The following is a 19,280-nucleotide window of genomic DNA, read 5'->3' on the forward strand; positions in this document are numbered from 1 at the left end:
AGCAATAAATTAGCTCAAAGCGCAGGGAAGACGGGCAGAGGAGGAAAGCGTCCCGCGCCTGGGACAAAAACGCCGGGAGCGTTTTTGAACAACGCTACGCGTTGGCCCGGCTACGGGCGCACCTCAGGGATGAGGTGCGTAATCGCGCGGGCCGAGCTGTCAGGGATGACGCTTTTTGCGTCTTTCCGATCTGACCGTGTTCCCTAAGCTGACTCGATCTCACAGCAAATCAAGCCAGACTTATTCCATCTCAGTTATAACTCCAGCTCAATCTCGCCTTTGGCTTTGCAGCAGCAGGGCAGGATCTCATCCTGCTGCACAAAGGCCAGCGGCCGCTGTGGGTAATGCACTTCGCCTTTCAGCAGCCGCATCCGGCAGGAGCCGCAGTAACCTTCGCGGCACTGAAACTCCACGCAGAGATTGTTGGCTTCCAGCAGCGTCAGCAGATTGGTATGTTCGTCTGTGCATTCCAGCCGGGTGCCGGAACTGCGCAGAATAACAACGTCGCGGCTCATCATTAAAGCTGGAAGTCGTCGAAGTCGTTAGCGCCAACTTCAGAATCGATCTGACCCACCAGATAGGAGCTCACTTCCACTTCCTGCGGCGCAACCTGAACGTTGTCAGAGACCAGCCAGGAGTTAATCCATGGGATTGGGTTTGAGCGCGTCTGGAACGGCAAATCAAGACCAACAGCCTGCATACGGATATTGGTGATGTACTCAATGTACTGGCAGAGAATATCTTTGTTCAGGCCGATCATTGAGCCGCCGCTGAACAGATATTCTGCCCACTCTTTCTCCTGCAGCGCTGCTTTCTTAAACAGCTCGAAGCACTCTTCACGGCACTCTGCCGCAATCTCTTTCATCTCCGGATCGTCTTCACCGCTGCGCAGCAGGTTCAGCATGTGCTGGGTGCCGGTCAGGTGCAGCGCTTCATCGCGGGCAATCAGCTTGATGATTTTGGCATTGCCTTCCATCAGCTCGCGCTCAGCGAACGCAAATGAACAGGCGAAGCTGACGTAGAAACGAATCGCTTCCAGCGCATTGACGCTCATCAGGCAGATATAGAGCTGCTTCTTCAGGGCGCGCAGGCTGACGACAACCGGTTTGCCATTGACCTGATGCGTGCCTTCACCCAGCTGATGCCAGTAGTTGGTCATCTCAATCAGATCGTCGTAATAGCGTGAGATATCCTGAGCACGCGCCAGAATCTGCTCATTGGTGACAATATCGTCAAACACCACCGCCGGATCGTTAACGATATTACGGATGATGTGGGTGTAAGAACGGGAGTGAATCGTCTCTGAGAACGCCCAGGTTTCAATCCATGTTTCCAGTTCAGGAATCGAAATCAGCGGCAGCAGCGCGACGTTCGGGCTGCGGCCCTGAATCGAATCCAGCAGCGTCTGATATTTCAGGTTGCTGATAAAGATATGTTTTTCGTGGTCCGGCAGCGCCTGGTAATCGATGCGATCGCGGGAAACGTCGACCTCTTCCGGACGCCAGAAGAAGGAGAGCTGCTTTTCAATCAGCTTTTCAAAGATGTCATATTTTTGCTGGTCGAAGCGCGCCACGTTTACGGACTGACCGAAAAACATCGGCTCTTTCAGCTGATCATTTTTGTTCTGTGAGAAAGTGGAGTAAGCCATAAAAGTTGTCCAAAAGTAGACGAAGCCAGGCCTCGTGAAATGAATGAGGCGGGAGATTCTCCCGCCTGACCATTAGATCTTACAGGCGCCGCTCTCGCAGCCATCATCCTGGATAGAAGGTGCCAGGTCATCCTGCGCATCTTCAGCACCGTCACGGGTGTTTTGATAGTAGAGCGTTTTCACGCCGAACTTATACGCCGTCAGCAGATCTTTCAGCAGCTGTTTCATCGGCACTTTACCGTTGGTGAAGCGCGACGGATCGTAGTTGGTGTTGGACGAAATCGCCTGGTCGATGAATTTCTGCATCAGACCCACCAGTTGCAGGTAGCCGTCGTTGTTCGGCATTTCCCACAGCAGTTCGTACTGATCTTTCAGACGCTCATACTCCGGCACGACCTGACGCAGGATGCCATCTTTCGACGCTTTGATGCTGATGTGGCCGCGTGGAGGCTCAATGCCGTTGGTGGCATTGGAGATCTGCGACGAGGTTTCAGACGGCATCAGCGCAGACAGGGTCGAGTTGCGCAGGCCGTGCGTTTTAATCTCTTCACGCAGGCTTTCCCAGTCGAGATGCAGCGGTTCGTTGCTGATCGCGTCCAGATCTTTCTTGTAGGTGTCGATAGGCAGAATGCCCTGCGCATAGGTGGTTTCATTGAACCACGGGCAGGCACCTTGCTCTTTTGCCAGTTCGTTTGAGGCTTTCAGCAGATAATACTGAATTGCTTCAAAGGTCTTGTGTGTCAGGCCATTGGCGCTGCCATCGGAGTAGCGCACACCATGCTTCGCCAGATAGTAGGCGTAGTTAATGACGCCGATACCCAGGGTACGACGACCCATCGCGCCACGCTGGGCAGCCGGGATCGGGTAGTCCTGATAGTCGAGCAGCGCATCTAGCGCACGTACTGCCAGGGTAGCCAGCTCTTCCAGATCGTCGAGGCTTTCGATGGCGCCGAGGTTGAACGCAGAGAGCGTACACAGGGCAATCTCACCGTTTTCGTCGTTAACATCTTCCAGCGGTTTGGTCGGCAGGGCGATTTCCAGGCAGAGGTTAGACTGGCGAACCGGCGCAATGCTCGGGTCAAACGGGCTGTGGGTGTTGCAGTGATCGACGTTCTGAATGTAGATACGGCCGGTAGAGGCGCGTTCCTGCATCATCAGTGAGAAGAGATCGACCGCTTTAACACGCTGCTTACGGATGCTCTGATCCTGCTCATATTTGGTATAGAGGCGCTCAAACTCATCCTGATTGGCGAAGAATGCGTCATACAGGCCAGGCACGTCAGACGGGCTGAACAGGGTGATATCTTCGCCTTTCAGCAGGCGCTGATACATCAGCTTATTGAGCTGTACACCATAGTCCATGTGACGCACGCGGTTGCCTTCAACACCACGGTTGTTCTTCAGCACCAGCAGGCTTTCGATTTCCAGATGCCACATCGGGTAGAACAGCGTGGCTGCGCCGCCACGAACGCCGCCCTGAGAACAGGACTTCACCGCGGTCTGGAAATGCTTGTAGAACGGGATACAGCCGGTATGGAACGCTTCACCGCCGCGAATCGGGCTGCCCAGCGCACGGATACGACCGGCGTTGATACCGATGCCGGCACGCTGAGAGACATATTTCACAATCGCGCTGGAGGTGGCGTTGATGGAGTCCAGGCTGTCGCCACACTCGATCAGTACACAGGAGCTGAACTGACGTGTTGGGGTGCGTACGCCAGACATGATTGGCGTCGGCAGGGAGATTTTAAACGTCGAGATCGCATCATAGAAACGCTTGATGTAATCCATACGCGTGTCGCGCGGGTAGCCGGAGAAGAGGCAGGCGGCGACCAGAATGTAGAGGAACTGCGCGCTTTCGTAGATTTCACCCGAAACGCGGTTCTGCACCAGATATTTACCTTCCAGCTGCTTCACAGCGGCATAGGAGAAGTTCATGTCACGCCAGTGGTCGAGGAACTCGTCCATCTGCGCAAACTCTTCCTGGCTGTAATCTTCCAGCAGGTGGCGATCATATTTGCCCATGTCGACCATCTTAACGACCTGGTCATAGAGCTTTGGCGGCTCAAACTGACCATACGCTTTTTTGCGCAGGTGGAAGATCGCCAGGCGGGCAGCCAGGTACTGATAGTCAGGGGCATCGCGGGAGATGAGGTCTGCTGCGGCCTTGATGATGGTCTCATGAATGTCAGAGGTTCTGATGCCATCATAGAACTGAATGTGAGAGCGCAGCTCAACCTGTGAAACTGAGACGTTGTTCAGCCCTTCAGCTGCCCAGTCCAGCACACGGTGAATTTTGTCGAGATCAATGCGCTCCTGGCGGCCATCGCGTTTAGTAACGAGCAGACTCTGGTTCATGTCGCGTTTTTACCTTTGCGTGAGTATCCAAAAATTAAAAGAAATCCCGGTTTATACACAGCCTATTCATTGTGAATAATGTGTGGATAAACACTACATCTAGGGGGTGATGGGAAAAGCCATAACTACATGGGGGCATATTTTAGTATTTTACGGCCGCTTAACAAGAGCAAAAAATGATGGCTGGAGGGGTTGTAATTCTTGCGAAATTTCTTAGCCCACGCCTTGTAAGGCCTGGCATCATGTCAACCAGATCACACTTTTTTTCTTATTATGATCGGGCGCGTGTTTCTTATTCAATCCTCAGGATTCAGCAGGAAAAGGGATGAAAAATGGCTAAAAGCCGCTAGCGGGTTGCTGTGAGCGGGTCAGGCCATTGCCGCTGCTTCTGATGGCTGACCGCCAGAAACGCGTAACTCTCTGGCACATAACAGAATGCCTCAGTATGCGTTTTCCTGCAGCAATCTCTCTTTGGCACGGAAGGGAGTAAAGTGAATCGCCTCTGACGTGAATCCTGTACGGCAGAGGCGGAAAAACTAAATAAGCTGGCTGATCAGGATGACCATGCCCAGACCCACGACCGAGTTGATCAACTCCAGCAGCCCCCAGGTTTTGAAGGTGTCTTTCATGGAGATACCAAAGGTCTCTTTGAACAGTAAAAAGCCACCGTCATACATCAGCGTGATGGTGTTGCTGCCACAGGCTACGGCAAGCACCATCAGCGCCGGATTAAGATGAAAGGCCTCGACCATCGGGGCCACGATGCCCGCTGAAGTAATGGCGGCTACCGCGCCCTGGCCGGTAAGAATGCGGATCACTGCCGTGATTAACCAGGCAATGATAAAAGGTGAGAAGGGCACATGACTCATGAGCTGGACAATGCTGTCACCCACATCAGAATCGATGATCACCTGTTTAAGGATGCCGCCGGCGCTGATGACAAACAGCACATTGGAAATTTGCGAAATCGAGTTGGTAACGTGCTCTGTTATGCCTTCGGAAGTCATCCCCCGTTTAACCCCCAGAAACCACATCGCAGCCAGCGTGGCGAACAGCATGCTGACCTCCGCGCTGCCCAGCAGTTTAAAGACGCGTGTCAGCTCAGCGCCATCACCGGCCAGGGGTTTGACCACTGACGCCAGAATCATCAGCACCGCAGGGATCAGCGGGATCAGAATACTGATTCTGAAAGAAGGAAGATCTTCAGATGCCAGCTCTTTTATCGGTTTGATCATGGAATTAAGCGGAATACGGCTGATTCCCGGCAGGAAACGAGGCAGTAAAACGCCAGCGCAAAACAGGGCAGGGATAATCACCACAACGCCGTAAAGATAGACCTGAACGATATCCGCGTTAAATGCGCTGATGAGGGCAACCGGCCCCGGCTGTGGTGGAAACAGGCTGTGTCCCATGGTGGCGCCGACCACCGTCGGGATGACCAGCTTCATGTAAGGGATATCCGCTTTTTTAGCTATGTTCATCACCAGCGGCATGGCAATCAGAAAGGCGACCTCGTAGAACATCGCAATACCGAATATGACGCCGATAAACATCAGCCCGGTCGAGAGGAAGCGAGTGCCACAATGGCGGATGACCGTATCCGCTATCTGCTGGCTTGCACCCGATTCGGTCATGAACTTGCCAATAATCGCGCCGAATATGATGATCAGCGCAAGGTGACCCATGATGCTGCCGATCCCCATCTGGACTACGCCGACAATTTTATCTGACGGAATGCCCACCATGATGGCAACAAACATGCCCGCAATCAGCAGAGAGAAGACGTTGTGGAATTTATATTTCAGATTGAGTACGACTAATATCGCGATACCAGCCAGTACCCAAAAAAGCGATAAAAAGGGCGTCATGGTTATCCTTAACAGTGATGAAGTTAATCTTATGCAGGCATATACGACTGCCCGTTATTATTCTGGCTGGTAACTTATTCAGCACCGTTTGCCCTGTTCAGAATTAAAGTCGCTGTTTGTCTGGCCGGAGGCTTTCAGCCTTAATCGCCATTTATAGCGCTCACTGTAGCGACGTTTACAGATTGATTGCCGGGCTATACAGGTTTCAGCCCTCTTTATCTAAGGCATCAACAGTCAGGTCACTGAGTATCAGGTAATTCTACCATTCTAGTATATTTAATTGCGGATGGAGGTTTTTTGAAGCTTGTCACAGTGTGTTAAAACCATCACTTCAGAGCGGTATGAGCGCATTGACAGGATAAGTTCTTTACCTAATGAATAATTAAATCTGGGGTTTTATCAACGTGATTTTTATTTTTTTTATTTTTTAAATCAATAAGTTTTTAAAGGTCAGGGTTGAGTCAGTAATCCGGTCTAATGAATTAAAGCCAATTGGCTATTAAGGCCTGATTTTAATTATTCTCATGCGCTGAACGTGGTTTTATTCAGTTTTGGTGAGGGGGTTATTTTAATGTGACAGCGAAGGTTGTCAGGCAGGGAGGGGCTATGAAAAGCGCGCCTGTATTTAGCGTGATTCGTAACTCTGAATGCTGCAATGGTTACGGTTAATGCGCGGATAGTTTTATTTGAGCGGTTAACGCAAGTCAGACTTCAATATTACCCGCCTGCTTTCAGGCGGGTAATATCATTCAGACGGCGCGGTGGGTGTGCACCATATAATTCACGTCAGTGCCGGGAGCCAGTTTGAAGCGGTTGGTCACCGGGTTGTAGTGCAGGCCAATGATGTGGCGTTCACGCAGGGCCGTTTCATCGACCCAGCCCAGCAGTTCGGAAGGACGGATAAATTTCTTCACGTCGTGGGTGCCGCGCGGCAGCATGCGCAACACATATTCCGCGCCAAATATCGCCAGCAGCCAGGCTTTTGGATTGCGGTTCAGCGTAGAGAAAAAGACTTCGCCGCCGGGTTTGACCAGCTTCGCACAGGCGTGAACGACTGAGCGCGGATCCGGCACGTGCTCCAGCATCTCCATGCAGGTCACCACATCATATTTTCCTGCGTGCTGCTCCGCATGCTCTTCGACGGTCTGCTGCACGTAGTCCAGCGTCACTCCGCTCTCCAGAGCATGCAGGCGCGCCACGGCCAGCGGTTCCGCGCCCATGTCCAGACCCGTGACCACGGCGCCTTCGCGCGCCATGCTTTCGGCTAAGATGCCGCCGCCGCATCCGACGTCGAGCACGGTTTTACCGAATAAGCCGTTGCTGTGCTGCGCGATATAGCCCAGGCGCAGCGGGTTAATGCGGTGCAACGGTTTAAATTCACCCTCCAGATCCCACCAGCGCGAGGCAACGGCCTCAAACTTGGCAATTTCCTGCGCATCGACGTTCTGCTGATGATTCTGCGGTTGTGCATTCATTGAATCGTAACTCCTGACAAAATGTGCCCACAGTATAAACGCTTAACCGCAGATGGCACACCTTTCAGGCACAAGGAAAAGCGGGTGAAATCGGTGGTTAGCGTTCACCAGAGCATTGCAGTGTGATATACTTTCGCACCTTTAAAATCCGGGATTAAGTAGAGGGATAGCGGCTCCATGAGCGACCTTGCGAGAGAAATTACACCGGTCAATATCGAAGAAGAATTAAAAAATTCTTATCTCGGTTACGCCATGTCGGTCATCGTTGGCCGAGCTTTACCCGATGTGCGTGATGGCCTGAAGCCGGTTCATCGTCGCGTACTTTTTGCGATGAGCGTACTGGGTAACGACTGGAACAAACCCTATAAAAAATCTGCCCGCGTCGTCGGTGACGTTATCGGTAAATATCACCCGCATGGTGATTCCGCCGTATACGACACCATTGTACGTATGGCCCAGCCTTTCTCCCTGCGTTACATGCTGGTGGACGGACAAGGCAACTTCGGTTCCATCGACGGCGACTCAGCCGCGGCGATGCGTTATACCGAAATTCGCATGTCGAAAATCGCCCACGACCTGTTAGCTGACCTGGAAAAAGAGACCGTCGATTTCGTACCGAACTACGACGGCACTGAGCAGATCCCTGAAGTTCTGCCGACCAAAATTCCTAACCTGCTGGTGAACGGCTCTTCCGGTATCGCCGTGGGTATGGCAACCAACATTCCGCCGCATAACCTGCGTGAAGTGATTAACGGCTGCCTGGCTTACATTGAAAATGAAGACATCAGCATTGAAGAGCTGATGGAGCACATTCCGGGGCCTGATTTCCCGACCGCCGCTATTATCAATGGTCGCCGTGGCATCGAAGAAGCGTACCGCACCGGACGCGGTAAAATTTATATTCGTGCGCGTGGCGAAGTGGAAGCTGATGCTAAAACGGGCCGTGAGACCATCATCATTCATGAGCTGCCGTATCAGGTTAACAAGGCACGCCTGATTGAGAAGATTGCGGAGCTGGTGAAAGAGAAGCGTGTCGAAGGCATCAGCGCACTGCGCGATGAGTCTGATAAAGACGGCATGCGTATCGTGATTGAGATCAAGCGCGATGCGGTCGGCGAAGTCGTGCTGAATAATCTCTATTCACTGACCCAGTTGCAGACCTCGTTTGGTATCAACATGGTCGCCCTGCATCAGGGTCAGCCGAAGATCATGGCGCTGAAGGAGATTCTGGACGCCTTTGTTCGCCATCGTCGTGAAGTTGTGACGCGTCGTACTATCTTTGAACTGCGTAAGGCGCGCGATCGTGCGCATATCCTGGAAGGTCTGGCGATTGCGCTGGCGAATATCGATCCTATCATCGAGCTGATTCGTCGTGCACCAAACCCGGCAGAAGCGAAAGCGGGTCTGATTGCGCAGGCGTGGGATCTCGGTAACGTGTCAGCGATGCTGGAACGTGCCGGTGATGACGCCGCGCGTCCGGAGTGGCTGGATCCACAATACGGCATCCGTGATGGTCAATACTATCTGACCGAGCAGCAGGCTCAGGCGATTCTGGATCTGCGTCTGCAGAAACTGACCGGCCTTGAGCACGAGAAGCTGCTGGATGAGTATAAAGCGCTGCTGGAGCAGATCGCTGAGCTGCTGCGCATTCTGTCGAACGCGGACCGTCTGATGGAAGTGATCCGCGAAGAGCTGGAGCTGATGCGTGATCAGTTCGGTGATGAGCGTCGCACAGAGATTACCGCCAACACGGCTGACATTAATATCGAAGACCTGATCAATCAGGAAGATGTTGTGGTGACATTGTCGCATCAGGGCTATGTGAAGTACCAGCCGCTGACCGACTATGAAGCGCAGCGTCGTGGTGGTAAGGGCAAGTCAGCCGCACGTATCAAAGAAGAGGACTTCATTGATCGTCTGCTGGTCGCCAATACGCATGACACGATTCTTTGCTTCTCCAGCCGTGGCCGTCTCTACTGGATGAAGGTTTACCAGCTGCCGGAAGCAAGCCGTGGCGCACGTGGACGTCCAATCGTCAACCTACTGCCGCTGGAAGCCAACGAGCGTATTACGGCGATTTTGCCGGTACGTGAGTATACCGAAGGCTTTAATATCTTTATGGCGACCGCGCTCGGTACCGTGAAGAAGACCGCCCTGAAAGAGTTCAGCCGTCCACGCAGCGCCGGTATTATTGCCGTGAATCTGCGTGACGACGATGAGCTGATCGGTGTGGCGCTGACCAACGGTAACGATGAAGCGATGCTGTTCTCAGCGGCCGGTAAAGTGGTGCGCTTTGCAGAAACCGCAGTCCGTGCGATGGGTCGTACCGCCTCTGGCGTACGCGGCATCAGGCTGGCTGAAGGCGATCGCGTTGTGTCATTGATTGTGCCGCGTGAAGAGGGTGCAATTATGACCGTGACGCAGAATGGTTACGGCAAGCGTACTGCCAACAGCGAATACCCGACCAAGTCGCGCGCGACCCAGGGTGTTATTTCAATCAAAGTGACCGAACGTAATGGTCCGGTGATTGGCGCCGTTCAGGTCGTTGATGGCGATCAGATTATGATGATCACCGATGCCGGTACGCTGGTGCGTACCCGCGTTTCAGAAGTCAGCGTCGTGGGTCGTAATACCCAGGGTGTGATTCTGATTCGTACCGCAGAGGATGAGAACGTCGTGGGTCTGCAGCGTGTTGCCGAGCCGGTTGAAGAAGAAGAGCTGGATTCAATCGACGGTAGCGTGGCGGAAGGCGAGGAAGATATCGCGCCGGAAGCAGAGATTGACGATGAAGAGATTGCGCCGGAAGCGGATGCAGAAGACGAAGACGACGCGGCTGAAGACGAAGAGTAATTTGTCTGGCGTGAGCTGAGGTTCGTTGCAGAAACGGCAGGTCAGGGGAAACCCGGCCTGCCGTTTTTTTTGTGTGTGATGGGGAGATTGCAGGGGCAGAGAGCTTATGGCGGGTGGCTGGAAGCTGATGGCTGTGAGTCGGGAGCCGCCGAAAGGCCTGCTGTGCCCGATCGCAAAGGATTCCCGCATCCATGCGGATCGGCCACGCCATCCCTGGCGTGGACGCTTTGCTCTTCGGGCACAGCAGGCCTTTCTTGTTGGATTTGGGTGTCGCTTTGAGGGGATGGGCGTGGTGTTTGAGGTCTTAGAGGCGGGTCGGGAAAATGGGTGGCTGATGGCTGATGGCTGGTGGCTGTGAGTCGGGAGCCGACGAAAGGCCTGCTGTGCCCGATCGCAAAGGATTCCCGCATCCATGCGGATCGGCCACGCCATCCCTGGCGTGGACGCTTTGCTCTTCGGGCACAGCAGGCCTTTCTTGTTGGGATTTGGGTGTCGCTTTGAGGGAATGGGCGTGGTGTTTGAGGTGTGAGAGGCAGGTCGGGAAAATGGCTGGTGGCTGTGAGTCGGGAGCCGTCGAAAGACCCGCAATGCCCGATCGCAAAGGATTCCCGCATCCGTGCGGATCGGCCACGCCATCCCTGGCGTGGACGCTTTGCTCTTCGGGCACAGCAGGCCTTTCTTGTTGGGATTTGGGTGTCGCTTTGTGGGGATGGGCGTGATGTTTGAGGTCTTAGAGGCGGGTCGGGAAAATGGGTAGCTGGTAGCTGTGAGTCGGGAGCCGTCGCAAGGCCTGCTATGCCCGATCGCAAAGGATTCCCGCATCCATGCGGATCGTCCACGCCATCCCTGGCGTGGACGCTTTGCTCTTCGGGCATAGCAGGCCTTTCTTGTTGGATTTGGGTGTCGCTTTGAGGGGATGGGCGTGGTGTTTGAGGTGTAGAGGCAGGCCTTTCTTATTGGGGTTGTGGTATCGCTTTGAGTAGATGCAGATGTTGCTTTGGCTGTCTTAAAAGATTCCCAAACCGCCCGCTAAGCCTGCGGCTGGCTGGCTTTTTACGCCCGATAAAGCTAGTGTATGGGCATTAAAAATCGATGATGCGACTAACCTTGCCAACTGCGAGTTACCTTTGAAATATCCTGTCTCTTTCCGCACTACGCTTCGCATCTCGCGCTATCTTTTCCGCGCGCTGGCGCTGCTAATCTGGACGCTGGGCGCCGTTCTTACTGCGTTTTACATTATCAGCGTGCTGCACAATAAAGAGACGCAGGTTCGGCAGGAGTTTGCCAGCAACTACGGCACGATACAGTGGTATGTCCGCCATTCGGCGGACATGATGCGTGAGCTGAAATATATCACCGAAAACCGCTTAACCAACGCCAGCAGCGGTCTGGATGTGCTGACCGGTATGATGCCAGGCAAAACATCTCAGCCGCAGTTTACGCCCCTGTTTTCGGATGGCGACTGTACCTCGATGAGCAATACCTGGCGCAACTCGCTCGACTCACTCAGTTACTACATCAATTACTGGAAAAGTAACTTCGCCTCATCGTATGAGCTGAATCGGGTGTTCTTTATCGGTGGCGAGAGCCAGTGTCTGGCCGACTTCACGATTGGCAGCAGCAATGCTGACCGGGAACGCAGCCTGAAATCGCTGCGTGAGAATGTGCTGCGCTATCGCAACAGCAGCGAAGAAGATCGCCGCAATCCAATGTACTGGATTAACAGCAGTGCTCAGCCAGGCGTCGGAACCTTCTTTATGGTGGTGCCCGTCTACGTTGCTAATAAGTTACAGGCGCTGCTTGGCGTCGAACAGAATATCCGTCTGGATGAGTTTATTCAGCCGGGCAGCCTGCCGGTTATCGCGTCTATTACCGATGAAAATTATCGTCCACTGCTAAATTCGCGGCGCGGCGGGCTGGGCTTCTCGCTCGACAGTCTGCCTGATGATAAAACCTGGTTTGGTTACCTGAATGGTTATCGTCAGCTGGTCCTGAAAAAGCCGCTGCCGCCCTCCGATCTTAACGTGGTGTGGTCGATATCTACCGACGTGATGGTGGATCAGCTCAAGCTGATGATCATTAATGCGCTGCTGCTCAATATTTTCAGCGCCGTTATTCTGTTTACCCTCGCCTGGCTGTTTGAGCGCCGGATGTTCCTGCCGGCGGAGGAGAATGCGCACCGGCTGGAAGAGCACGAGCAGTTTAACCGTAAGATTGTCGCCTCTGCGCCGGTCGGGATCTGTATTTTACGCACCAGCGACGGCACCAATATTCTGAGTAACGAGCTGGCGCACAATTATCTGACGTTGCTGACGCAGGAAGATCGCCTGCGGCTGAATGAGATTATTGGCGGGCAGCAGGTCAATTTTGTCGATGTGCTCACCGGCAGTAATACCAACCTGCAAATCAGCTTTGTGCATTCGCGCTATCGTAATGAGAACGTGGCGATTTGCGTGCTGGTCGACGTCTCGGCGCGCGTGCGGATGGAGCAGTCGCTGCAGGAGATGGCCCACGCGGCAGAGCAGGCGAGCCAGTCAAAATCGATGTTCCTTGCCACGGTCAGTCACGAACTGCGCACGCCGCTTTATGGCATTATCGGTAATCTCGATCTGCTGCAGACCAAAGAGCTGCCCAGCGGTATCGACTCGCTGGTGACGGCGATGAACAACTCCTCCAGCCTGCTGCTGAAAATCATCAGCGATATTCTCGACTTCTCAAAAATCGAATCAGAGCAGCTGAAAATTGAGCCGCGTCCGTTTGCACCTCGTGAAATCGTGACCCACATCGTCGGCAACTATCTGTCGCTGGTGGTGAAGAAGCGGATTACGCTCTACTGCTTTATTGAACATGACGTTCCGCAGGTACTGGACGGCGATCCGCTGCGTCTGCAGCAGGTGATCTCGAACCTGCTGAATAACGCGATTAAGTTCACGCATACGGGCTGTATTATCCTCCACGCTTACGTTGCGCAGGGCTATCTGGCATTCCGCGTCCGTGATACTGGCGTCGGCATTCCGGCGAAAGAGCTGCCACGCCTGTTTGATCCCTTCTTCCAGGTGGGAAATGGCGTGCAGCGTAATTTCCAGGGCACCGGGCTGGGACTGGCGATCTGTGAAAAGCTGATCAATATGATGGATGGCGACATCGAGGTCGACTCAGAGCCAGGCATGGGCAGCCAGTTTATTGTGCGTATTCCAATCTACAAAGGGCAGAAGCCGTCACTGAGGTTGCTGGAGGATTTACAGGATAAGAAAATCTGGCTGGCGATGCGCAACGAGTACCTCGCGGAATTTATCACGCGTCAGATTCAGCAGCAGGGCATTCAGGTCGCGGAGTATAACGGTAAGCCTGGCCACGACGATGTGGTGATGACCGATTACGAACTGGATATTGATGTCCCGCTGCGGGCACTGGTCACTTTCGATGGATCGCATGTGGATATGCCGCGTGAACGTCAGCCCGGCCGCTGGATCCACTCTACCGCCACGCTGCACGAGGTTCCGGCGCTGCTGGCGCGCATCTATCGGATCGCACTGGGCAACGACGCCGCAGATGCGCTGTTGCTGGCCGCGCCGGTAGAAGAGAAAGTGCATAACGATGACATCATGGTACTGATTGTCGATGACCATCCGATTAACCGCATGCTGCTGTCGGAACAGCTCGGCACGCTGGGCTATCAGGTGAAAACTGCGCAGGATGGCGTTGATGCGCTTAACGTACTGAGTCGCAATGAGATCGATATCGTACTCACCGACGTAAATATGCCGAATATGGATGGTTATCGCCTGACGCAGCGGTTGCGCCAGCTGGGCCATCTCTTCCCGGTGGTTGGCGTGACGGCGAATGCGCTGGCTGAGGAGAAACAGCGTTGCATGGATGCGGGCATGGATAACTGCCTGTCGAAACCGGTGACGTTAGATGTGCTGAAAGTGACGCTGGCAATCTATGCTGATCGGGTACGTAAAACGCGGATAGGGTAGGGCAGGAAAGGGCAGAGGCGAGGCGGTGCAGGCTGCACCGCCTCAGGAAGTAACTTAGTCTCTTTCGACCTGAGTCTGGCTGACAGACGACAGGTAGTTCAGCAGTGCGATATCGTTATCCACGCCCAGTTTCATCATCGCTGATTTCTTCTGGCTACTGATGGTTTTGATACTGCGGTTCAGCTTCTTGGCAATCTCGGTCACCAGGAAACCTTCTGCAAACAGACGCAGCACTTCGCTCTCTTTCGGTGACAGACGTTTGTCGCCATAACCACCCGCGCTGATTTTCTCCAGCAGTTTCGCAACGCTTTCCGGCGTATATTTCTTGCCTTTCTGCAGTGCAGCCAGTGCCTTTGGCAAATCGGTTGGCGCGCCCTGTTTCAGTACAATCCCTTCGATATCGAGATCAAGCACTGAACTCAGAATCGCCGGGTTGTTGTTCATGGTCAGAACAATAATCGAGAGATCCGGGTAGTGGCGTTTAATATATTTAATCAGCGTAATACCATCGCCATACTTCTCACCTGGCATAGAGAGGTCGGTGATCAGGACGTTGGCATCAAGCTTGGACAGATTATTGATCAGTGCTGTTGAGTCTTCGAACTCACCTACAACGTTAACCCATTCAATTTGTTCCAGAGATTTTCGGATACCGAAAAGGACAATTGGATGGTCATCGGCAATAATTACGTTTAAGTTATTCATCTTATTGGTTACCTTGCTGCAGCAGTTGATTGACGTAAGCGTCAATATCACTGGTGGTATTTGTAATGTTTGAATCGTCACACGCTTTAATGTGGTGTTCTAACTCTTCACAAAGCTGTTTGCCGGGAGTCAGATTGAGCATGGCAAACACGCCCTTTAGGCGATGCGCTGTCTGAGCAAGCGAGGCGTAGTCCTTTTCCGCCGACTCAGTATACAGCCTCTTCACATCAACCGGTACTGTCTCCGTAAACAGCTGGAAATAGCCGCCGCTCATCAATGGCGTGGCCGCGTCGTCTTCCGTGTCGTTATCCATCACATCATGCGACAGTTGCTTCTCTATCAGTGCCAGCAATGCATCCAGCAGCGCATTACTGAGATTGAAATTGACCCGATACTGCTGGTCGTTCAGTGCATGGTGCCCCAGTTCATCTTCCGCCAGCAGCAGTGCCCAGCCGCTAAGCTTTGATGGATCGTCGGTCACCAGCACATCGTGATCCTGACCGGAAATGCGCTCGTCGGGTGTCAGACAACGCGCTCCCCAGTTTTCCAGATGGCGGCAGACAATTTTATGCACGTCCTCCACGGTGATCTCCACCAGCGCGGTAACGCCATCCAGAATTTTTTCCTCTTCTTCTTCGCGCTTCTGCTCCAGCACCAGCGGCAACTGCATGTTGTAGCGCGTGCCGATATCCGCTTTTGCCACGATATCGAGGCTGCCGCCCATCTGCTTGCAGAGCTGCTTACAGAGGAAGAACGCCATGCCAGAAGCCTGTCCGTAGCGATCCTGACTGGTATCGCCCAGGAACGGGAAGTCGACATTGGCCAGTTCATCCACCGTCAGGCCCGCACCGGTATCCACCAGTTCGATAATCAATCTATCGGCCTGCTTGTCTGCAGCCTTAACTTCCAGGGTGATTTTCCCCCAGCGGGTGGTGGTCAGGGCGTAGTGCATCAGCGTGGTCAGCACTTTACGCAGGGCGCGACGGTCGCCAAAGCGCGTCTCATCATTTGCCAGGTGATTATTCACCACCAGCGACAGCCCTTTGCGGCGCATCAGCGGCAGGCTTTCCAGCGCGATCTCATCCAGCAGTTCCTGCAGGTTAAAGACGGTCGCATCGGGTGACCAGTCGTGCGCCTCAAGCCGGTTCAGCAGCACGATATCATCCACCAGCCGCGCCAGCCCCTGACTCTCATCGAGCAGGTCCAGCACGGTCTCATCGGCATCACGCTGGCTGAGCTGTACCAGCTGCGTCACCATCTTCTCCAGGGGCTGATTCAGCGCATGGCCCAGATTGTGCAGCAGCTGCTGTCGCATCTGATGGTTGCGATCCAGCACCTGCTGCGCTTTTTGCAGCTTCTTATTCACCAGCAGCTCGCGATCCTGGTCACGCATCATAAACAGCTGGGTATGCGGCGACAGCACGCTGCGGGCGTGGCGAATCTCATACACTTCGTTATTGATGGTGGCCTGCAGCACGCCCTGATGCTGGTCGGACATATTAATGATCTTCTGCAGATTGAGGTGAGGCAAAAGATGTTCAGCAATCTTATTGCTCAGCAGGGTGCGGTTGCTGGCAAAGTCATACACCAGCAGGCCGACCGGCAGACTGGCCACAATCTCTTCATTCAATACCCGCAGCGAATCGAGTTCCGCGCTCTGGTTCTCGCTGGGACGCAGCGACTGCTGGCGCAGCAGCACGATACCCGCCAGTGAGAGCAGGAACAGCAGCAGGTTGATCAGCAGCGGCCAGAGCAGATTGTGCAGGGTATCGATAATCAGACGGCTAATCGGCACCTGATAAACCAGCTGCAGTGAGGTGCTGGGCAGAGTGGCCGTAATCTCGATATTGGGGTTAACCAGTGAGATGTGGGTATTTTCCACCTCCTGCTGTTCACTGCTGCTGGCAGGCATTGAGCTGTCCTGACGCAGCTGGAAATTTTCCAGCGGCATGTTCTGCGGAACAATATCGTTAACCGGCAGATCAAAGGCGACCACCGTGGCCAGATGGCCTGGCTGGTTAAAGGTGGTACGCAGCGTGAAATAGTGATCGTTCTGGAAGGCGAGGTGGCGCAGCGGTGAGAAACTCTCGCGCTCATCGAGCGCATTCGCCTGCTGCAACATCTCAGCACGACGGCCATCAACCATTGAACTGATGGCGCTCTCTTTATAGCGCGTCGCCATATCTTTCAGCGGCAGGGTCGAGATCATAATCAGGCTATTATCCTGACCATTTAAAAAATACATCGACCAGGTGGGATTTTCTGCGCCCCACAGCGTGTCGAGATAGTTCGACATCCGCATGGTCATGTCCAGCGTGCTGCTGTCATGTGAGCCGAAAATCAGCGCTTCCGTTTTACGCCGGGTTTTTTCCAGGTAATAGACATCAGGACGCAGTCGCGTCTCCTGCAGATTACTGCCGGGTGTTGCACCTGCCGCACTGGTAGAGAGGTTTTCATAGATCTGCCAGGTGGCAAAGCGATAGGCATCAATGCGCTTCTGAACGTCACGTGCCAGATCGTCCATGGCATAGCGTTTCCCGGTCAGCCAGGCATTCACCGAGTTATGCACCATAAAGCCCAGCGCCAGCAGGAGCACCAGATTGAAAACCACAAAAAAGCGGGTGATGTTGCCGGAGGTCAGTGGAAACTTATACAACATAGCGTGTCAGGTACCTGAATTATTGCGCAACTTTTCGCGCACTGGCGGCTACCGCTAACAGCAACAGGGCGATCGCTAAAAATGCGCCGCTGAGGCTGATCCATTGCGAAATGAATCCGATTAAAGCCGGACCTGAGAGAATACCCGCATATCCCAGCGTTGTCATGGCAGAAATCGCCAGGTTCGCAGGCATATCCTGTTGATTCCCGGCAGCATTGAACAACATCGGCACCGTGTTAGATAAACCAAAGCCGACCAGCAGGAAAGCCAGCAGGGCAATCTCCGGCCACGGCAGCCAGACGGCCAGACTCATGCCCGCGGCGGCGGTCAGCGCGCCGGTCAGCATCACCGGGTAGCGACCAAAACGCTGGATGATCTTATCGCCGCTAAAACGGCCCAGCGTCATCGCTACGGAAAAGACCGCATAGCCCAGCCCGGCCCAGGCGGGTGACATCTCCGGGTTCTGCAGCAGCAGCAGCGCGCCCCAGTCCAGCACGGCCCCTTCCGCCAGGAACAGGATAAAGCAGAGCAGGCCAAGAAACGCGACCCAGCCACGTGGGATCACCAGCCAGGGTTGATCGGGCTGGTGCAGGCGTTCGTTCATTAATACCGGCAGTCGCCACAGCAACAGCAACAACATCACTGCCATCACCACCAGCGTGGCGGCCAGGGGTGTAAAAGACTGGCTCAGCAACAGGCTGACCGTGCCCGCACCCAGGATCCCGCCAAGACTGAAGAAGCCATGGAAGCCGGACATCATCGGTTTATCCGCCGCCTGCTCAACCTGAACCGCCTGATAATTCATCGCCACATCCAGCATGCCCAGCCCGGCGCCAAACAGCATCAGCGCAGCCGCCATAACCAGATGAGAGTCAGCCGTGGCCAGCAGCGGCATCATTATCAGCACTAACAGGGTAGAGAAACACATCACCTGACGGCAGCCAAATCGCGCCACCAGTGTACCCGTCACCGGCATCGCAGCCAGCGAACCAATACCCAGACAGAGCAGTAACGCGCCCAGTGATGCGCCGCTGAGCTGCAGACGATCGCGGGCAAACGGCACCAGCGGAGCCCAGGCTGACATTCCTAAGCCATTGATCAAAAAGATGGTGCGCGTGCCCCAGTTCAGGCGGCTCTGATGTTTGTTTTGTTGTGCAGCGTCCAGTGCGGTCATAGGTCAGATTCATCAATGGTAAAGCGGAAAAGTGTAGCACTGGCCGTGAGTCAGTGGCCGTTGCGCCTCTGATAAGGAACGGGGCAGCAACATGGCATAAATGACAAAACCGGGAGTTTACCGACTTTTGTCGCGCTGCGAATTTTTTCCAGAACTTTCCTGGCATGACCACCGCCCCGCAGAATGACTTAACTCAAATTTCACTGCCGTTTTTCAACGACTTGCTGCTGAAAAACCGGAACAGGGCCACTTATAAATGATGGCTGAATCGCTTAATGAACAAATTTTTTTTAGCGCCCTGATGTTTCGGTAGTGGTGGTTTTTTAACCTTTCCGCATCATTTTTGGAAACAGTCAGCAATAAATTGACATGTAAAAACAAAGGCAAAGCGGATTTTATGAAAGCCTTATTTCAAGTGTGGCTTATGTAATGAAGATTAAACCATAATGAAATCTGTACATTGAAATTGTTTTTTAACACGGCTACGCTAAACGTTAATCTGTCAGAAACGTTACATTCTGCGTGAGTCTGTACAATTAAAACTAACAATAATAGCGTCATTC

11 protein-coding genes are annotated in these 19,280 nt (G+C 53.7%); 3 read left to right on the forward strand and 8 right to left on the reverse strand.

Translation table 11 applies throughout. From position 1 onward, the window contains the following. Nucleotides 1–254: 254 nt before the first annotated feature. From yfaE to ubiG, 5 genes are all read right to left on the reverse strand, one after another. On the reverse strand, nt 255–515 hold the full coding sequence (gene yfaE / locus ACR8BN_RS06230; RefSeq protein ID WP_010258095.1) for a class I ribonucleotide reductase maintenance protein YfaE: 261 nt from the start codon (nt 513–515) through the stop codon (nt 255–257). A gap of 2 nt (nt 516–517) precedes the next feature. Next, nucleotides 518–1,648, reverse strand: a complete 1,131-nt coding sequence (nrdB, locus tag ACR8BN_RS06235) for a class Ia ribonucleoside-diphosphate reductase subunit beta (RefSeq protein ID WP_010258096.1) — start codon at nt 1,646–1,648, stop codon at nt 518–520. A gap of 72 nt (nt 1,649–1,720) precedes the next feature. Then, on the reverse strand, nt 1,721–4,006 hold the full coding sequence (gene nrdA / locus ACR8BN_RS06240; protein ID WP_010258098.1) for a class 1a ribonucleoside-diphosphate reductase subunit alpha: 2,286 nt from the start codon (nt 4,004–4,006) through the stop codon (nt 1,721–1,723). 536 nt (nt 4,007–4,542) lie between these two features. Next, nucleotides 4,543–5,874, reverse strand: coding sequence for a gluconate:H+ symporter (locus ACR8BN_RS06245; RefSeq protein WP_143790140.1), 1,332 nt, complete (start codon nt 5,872–5,874; stop codon nt 4,543–4,545). Nucleotides 5,875–6,623: 749 nt separating this feature from the next. Next, a complete protein-coding gene (gene ubiG / locus ACR8BN_RS06250) occupies nt 6,624–7,349 on the reverse strand; it encodes a bifunctional 2-polyprenyl-6-hydroxyphenol methylase/3-demethylubiquinol 3-O-methyltransferase UbiG (RefSeq protein WP_010671459.1) in 726 nt (241 codons plus the stop codon). A 177-nt stretch (nt 7,350–7,526) separates the two neighbouring features. Between ubiG and gyrA the strand changes: the two genes are divergently transcribed. The 3 genes from gyrA to rcsC all read left to right on the forward strand — a co-directional run bounded on the left by gyrA (nt 7,527) and on the right by rcsC (nt 14,179). Beyond that, complete coding sequence (gyrA, locus tag ACR8BN_RS06255; RefSeq protein ID WP_031590623.1) at nt 7,527–10,199, forward strand: DNA topoisomerase (ATP-hydrolyzing) subunit A; 2,673 nt, start codon at nt 7,527–7,529, stop codon at nt 10,197–10,199. A gap of 127 nt (nt 10,200–10,326) precedes the next feature. Then, complete coding sequence (locus ACR8BN_RS06260) at nt 10,327–10,557, forward strand: hypothetical protein (RefSeq protein ID WP_434747414.1); 231 nt, start codon at nt 10,327–10,329, stop codon at nt 10,555–10,557. A 769-nt stretch (nt 10,558–11,326) separates the two neighbouring features. Continuing rightward, the gene (rcsC, locus tag ACR8BN_RS06265; RefSeq protein WP_434747415.1) at nt 11,327–14,179 is read left to right on the forward strand and encodes a two-component system sensor histidine kinase RcsC; all 2,853 of its coding nucleotides are present in this window, start codon (nt 11,327–11,329) and stop codon (nt 14,177–14,179) included. Nucleotides 14,180–14,233: 54 nt separating this feature from the next. Here rcsC and rcsB read toward each other — a convergent pair whose 3' ends face one another. Genes rcsB through ACR8BN_RS06280 form a run of 3 tightly spaced genes read right to left on the reverse strand, consistent with a single transcriptional unit; the run spans nt 14,234 to nt 18,717 of the window. After that, nucleotides 14,234–14,884: a response regulator transcription factor RcsB gene (gene rcsB / locus ACR8BN_RS06270; RefSeq protein ID WP_009089068.1), complete on the reverse strand. Its 651-nt coding sequence runs from the start codon at nt 14,882–14,884 to the stop codon at nt 14,234–14,236. A 1-nt stretch (nt 14,885) separates the two neighbouring features. Next, complete coding sequence (rcsD, locus tag ACR8BN_RS06275; protein WP_434747416.1) at nt 14,886–17,543, reverse strand: phosphotransferase RcsD; 2,658 nt, start codon at nt 17,541–17,543, stop codon at nt 14,886–14,888. 19 nt (nt 17,544–17,562) lie between these two features. Further along, nucleotides 17,563–18,717, reverse strand: a complete 1,155-nt coding sequence (locus tag ACR8BN_RS06280; protein ID WP_434747417.1) for an MFS transporter — start codon at nt 18,715–18,717, stop codon at nt 17,563–17,565. Between the last annotated feature and the right edge of the window lie 563 nt (nt 18,718–19,280).

Source organism: Pantoea sp. Lu_F5_004 (assembly GCF_051136245.1).
Lineage (GTDB): Bacteria > Pseudomonadota > Gammaproteobacteria > Enterobacterales > Enterobacteriaceae > Pantoea > Pantoea agglomerans.

What these genes read in the sequence shown, in the direction of transcription:
- yfaE (WP_010258095.1), bottom strand. Translation starts at nt 515, where the DNA reads ATGAGCCGCGACGTTGTTATTCTGCGCAGTTCCGGCACCCGGCTGGAA.
- nrdB (WP_010258096.1), bottom strand. Translation starts at nt 1,648, where the DNA reads ATGGCTTACTCCACTTTCTCACAGAACAAAAATGATCAGCTGAAAGAG.
- nrdA (WP_010258098.1), bottom strand. Translation starts at nt 4,006, where the DNA reads ATGAACCAGAGTCTGCTCGTTACTAAACGCGATGGCCGCCAGGAGCGC.
- ACR8BN_RS06245 (WP_143790140.1), bottom strand. Translation starts at nt 5,874, where the DNA reads ATGACGCCCTTTTTATCGCTTTTTTGGGTACTGGCTGGTATCGCGATA.
- ubiG (WP_010671459.1), bottom strand. Translation starts at nt 7,349, where the DNA reads ATGAATGCACAACCGCAGAATCATCAGCAGAACGTCGATGCGCAGGAA.
- gyrA (WP_031590623.1), top strand. Translation starts at nt 7,527, where the DNA reads ATGAGCGACCTTGCGAGAGAAATTACACCGGTCAATATCGAAGAAGAA.
- ACR8BN_RS06260 (WP_434747414.1), top strand. Translation starts at nt 10,327, where the DNA reads ATGGCTGTGAGTCGGGAGCCGCCGAAAGGCCTGCTGTGCCCGATCGCA.
- rcsB (WP_009089068.1), bottom strand. Translation starts at nt 14,884, where the DNA reads ATGAATAACTTAAACGTAATTATTGCCGATGACCATCCAATTGTCCTT.
- rcsD (WP_434747416.1), bottom strand. Translation starts at nt 17,543, where the DNA reads ATGTTGTATAAGTTTCCACTGACCTCCGGCAACATCACCCGCTTTTTT.
- ACR8BN_RS06280 (WP_434747417.1), bottom strand. Translation starts at nt 18,717, where the DNA reads ATGACCGCACTGGACGCTGCACAACAAAACAAACATCAGAGCCGCCTG.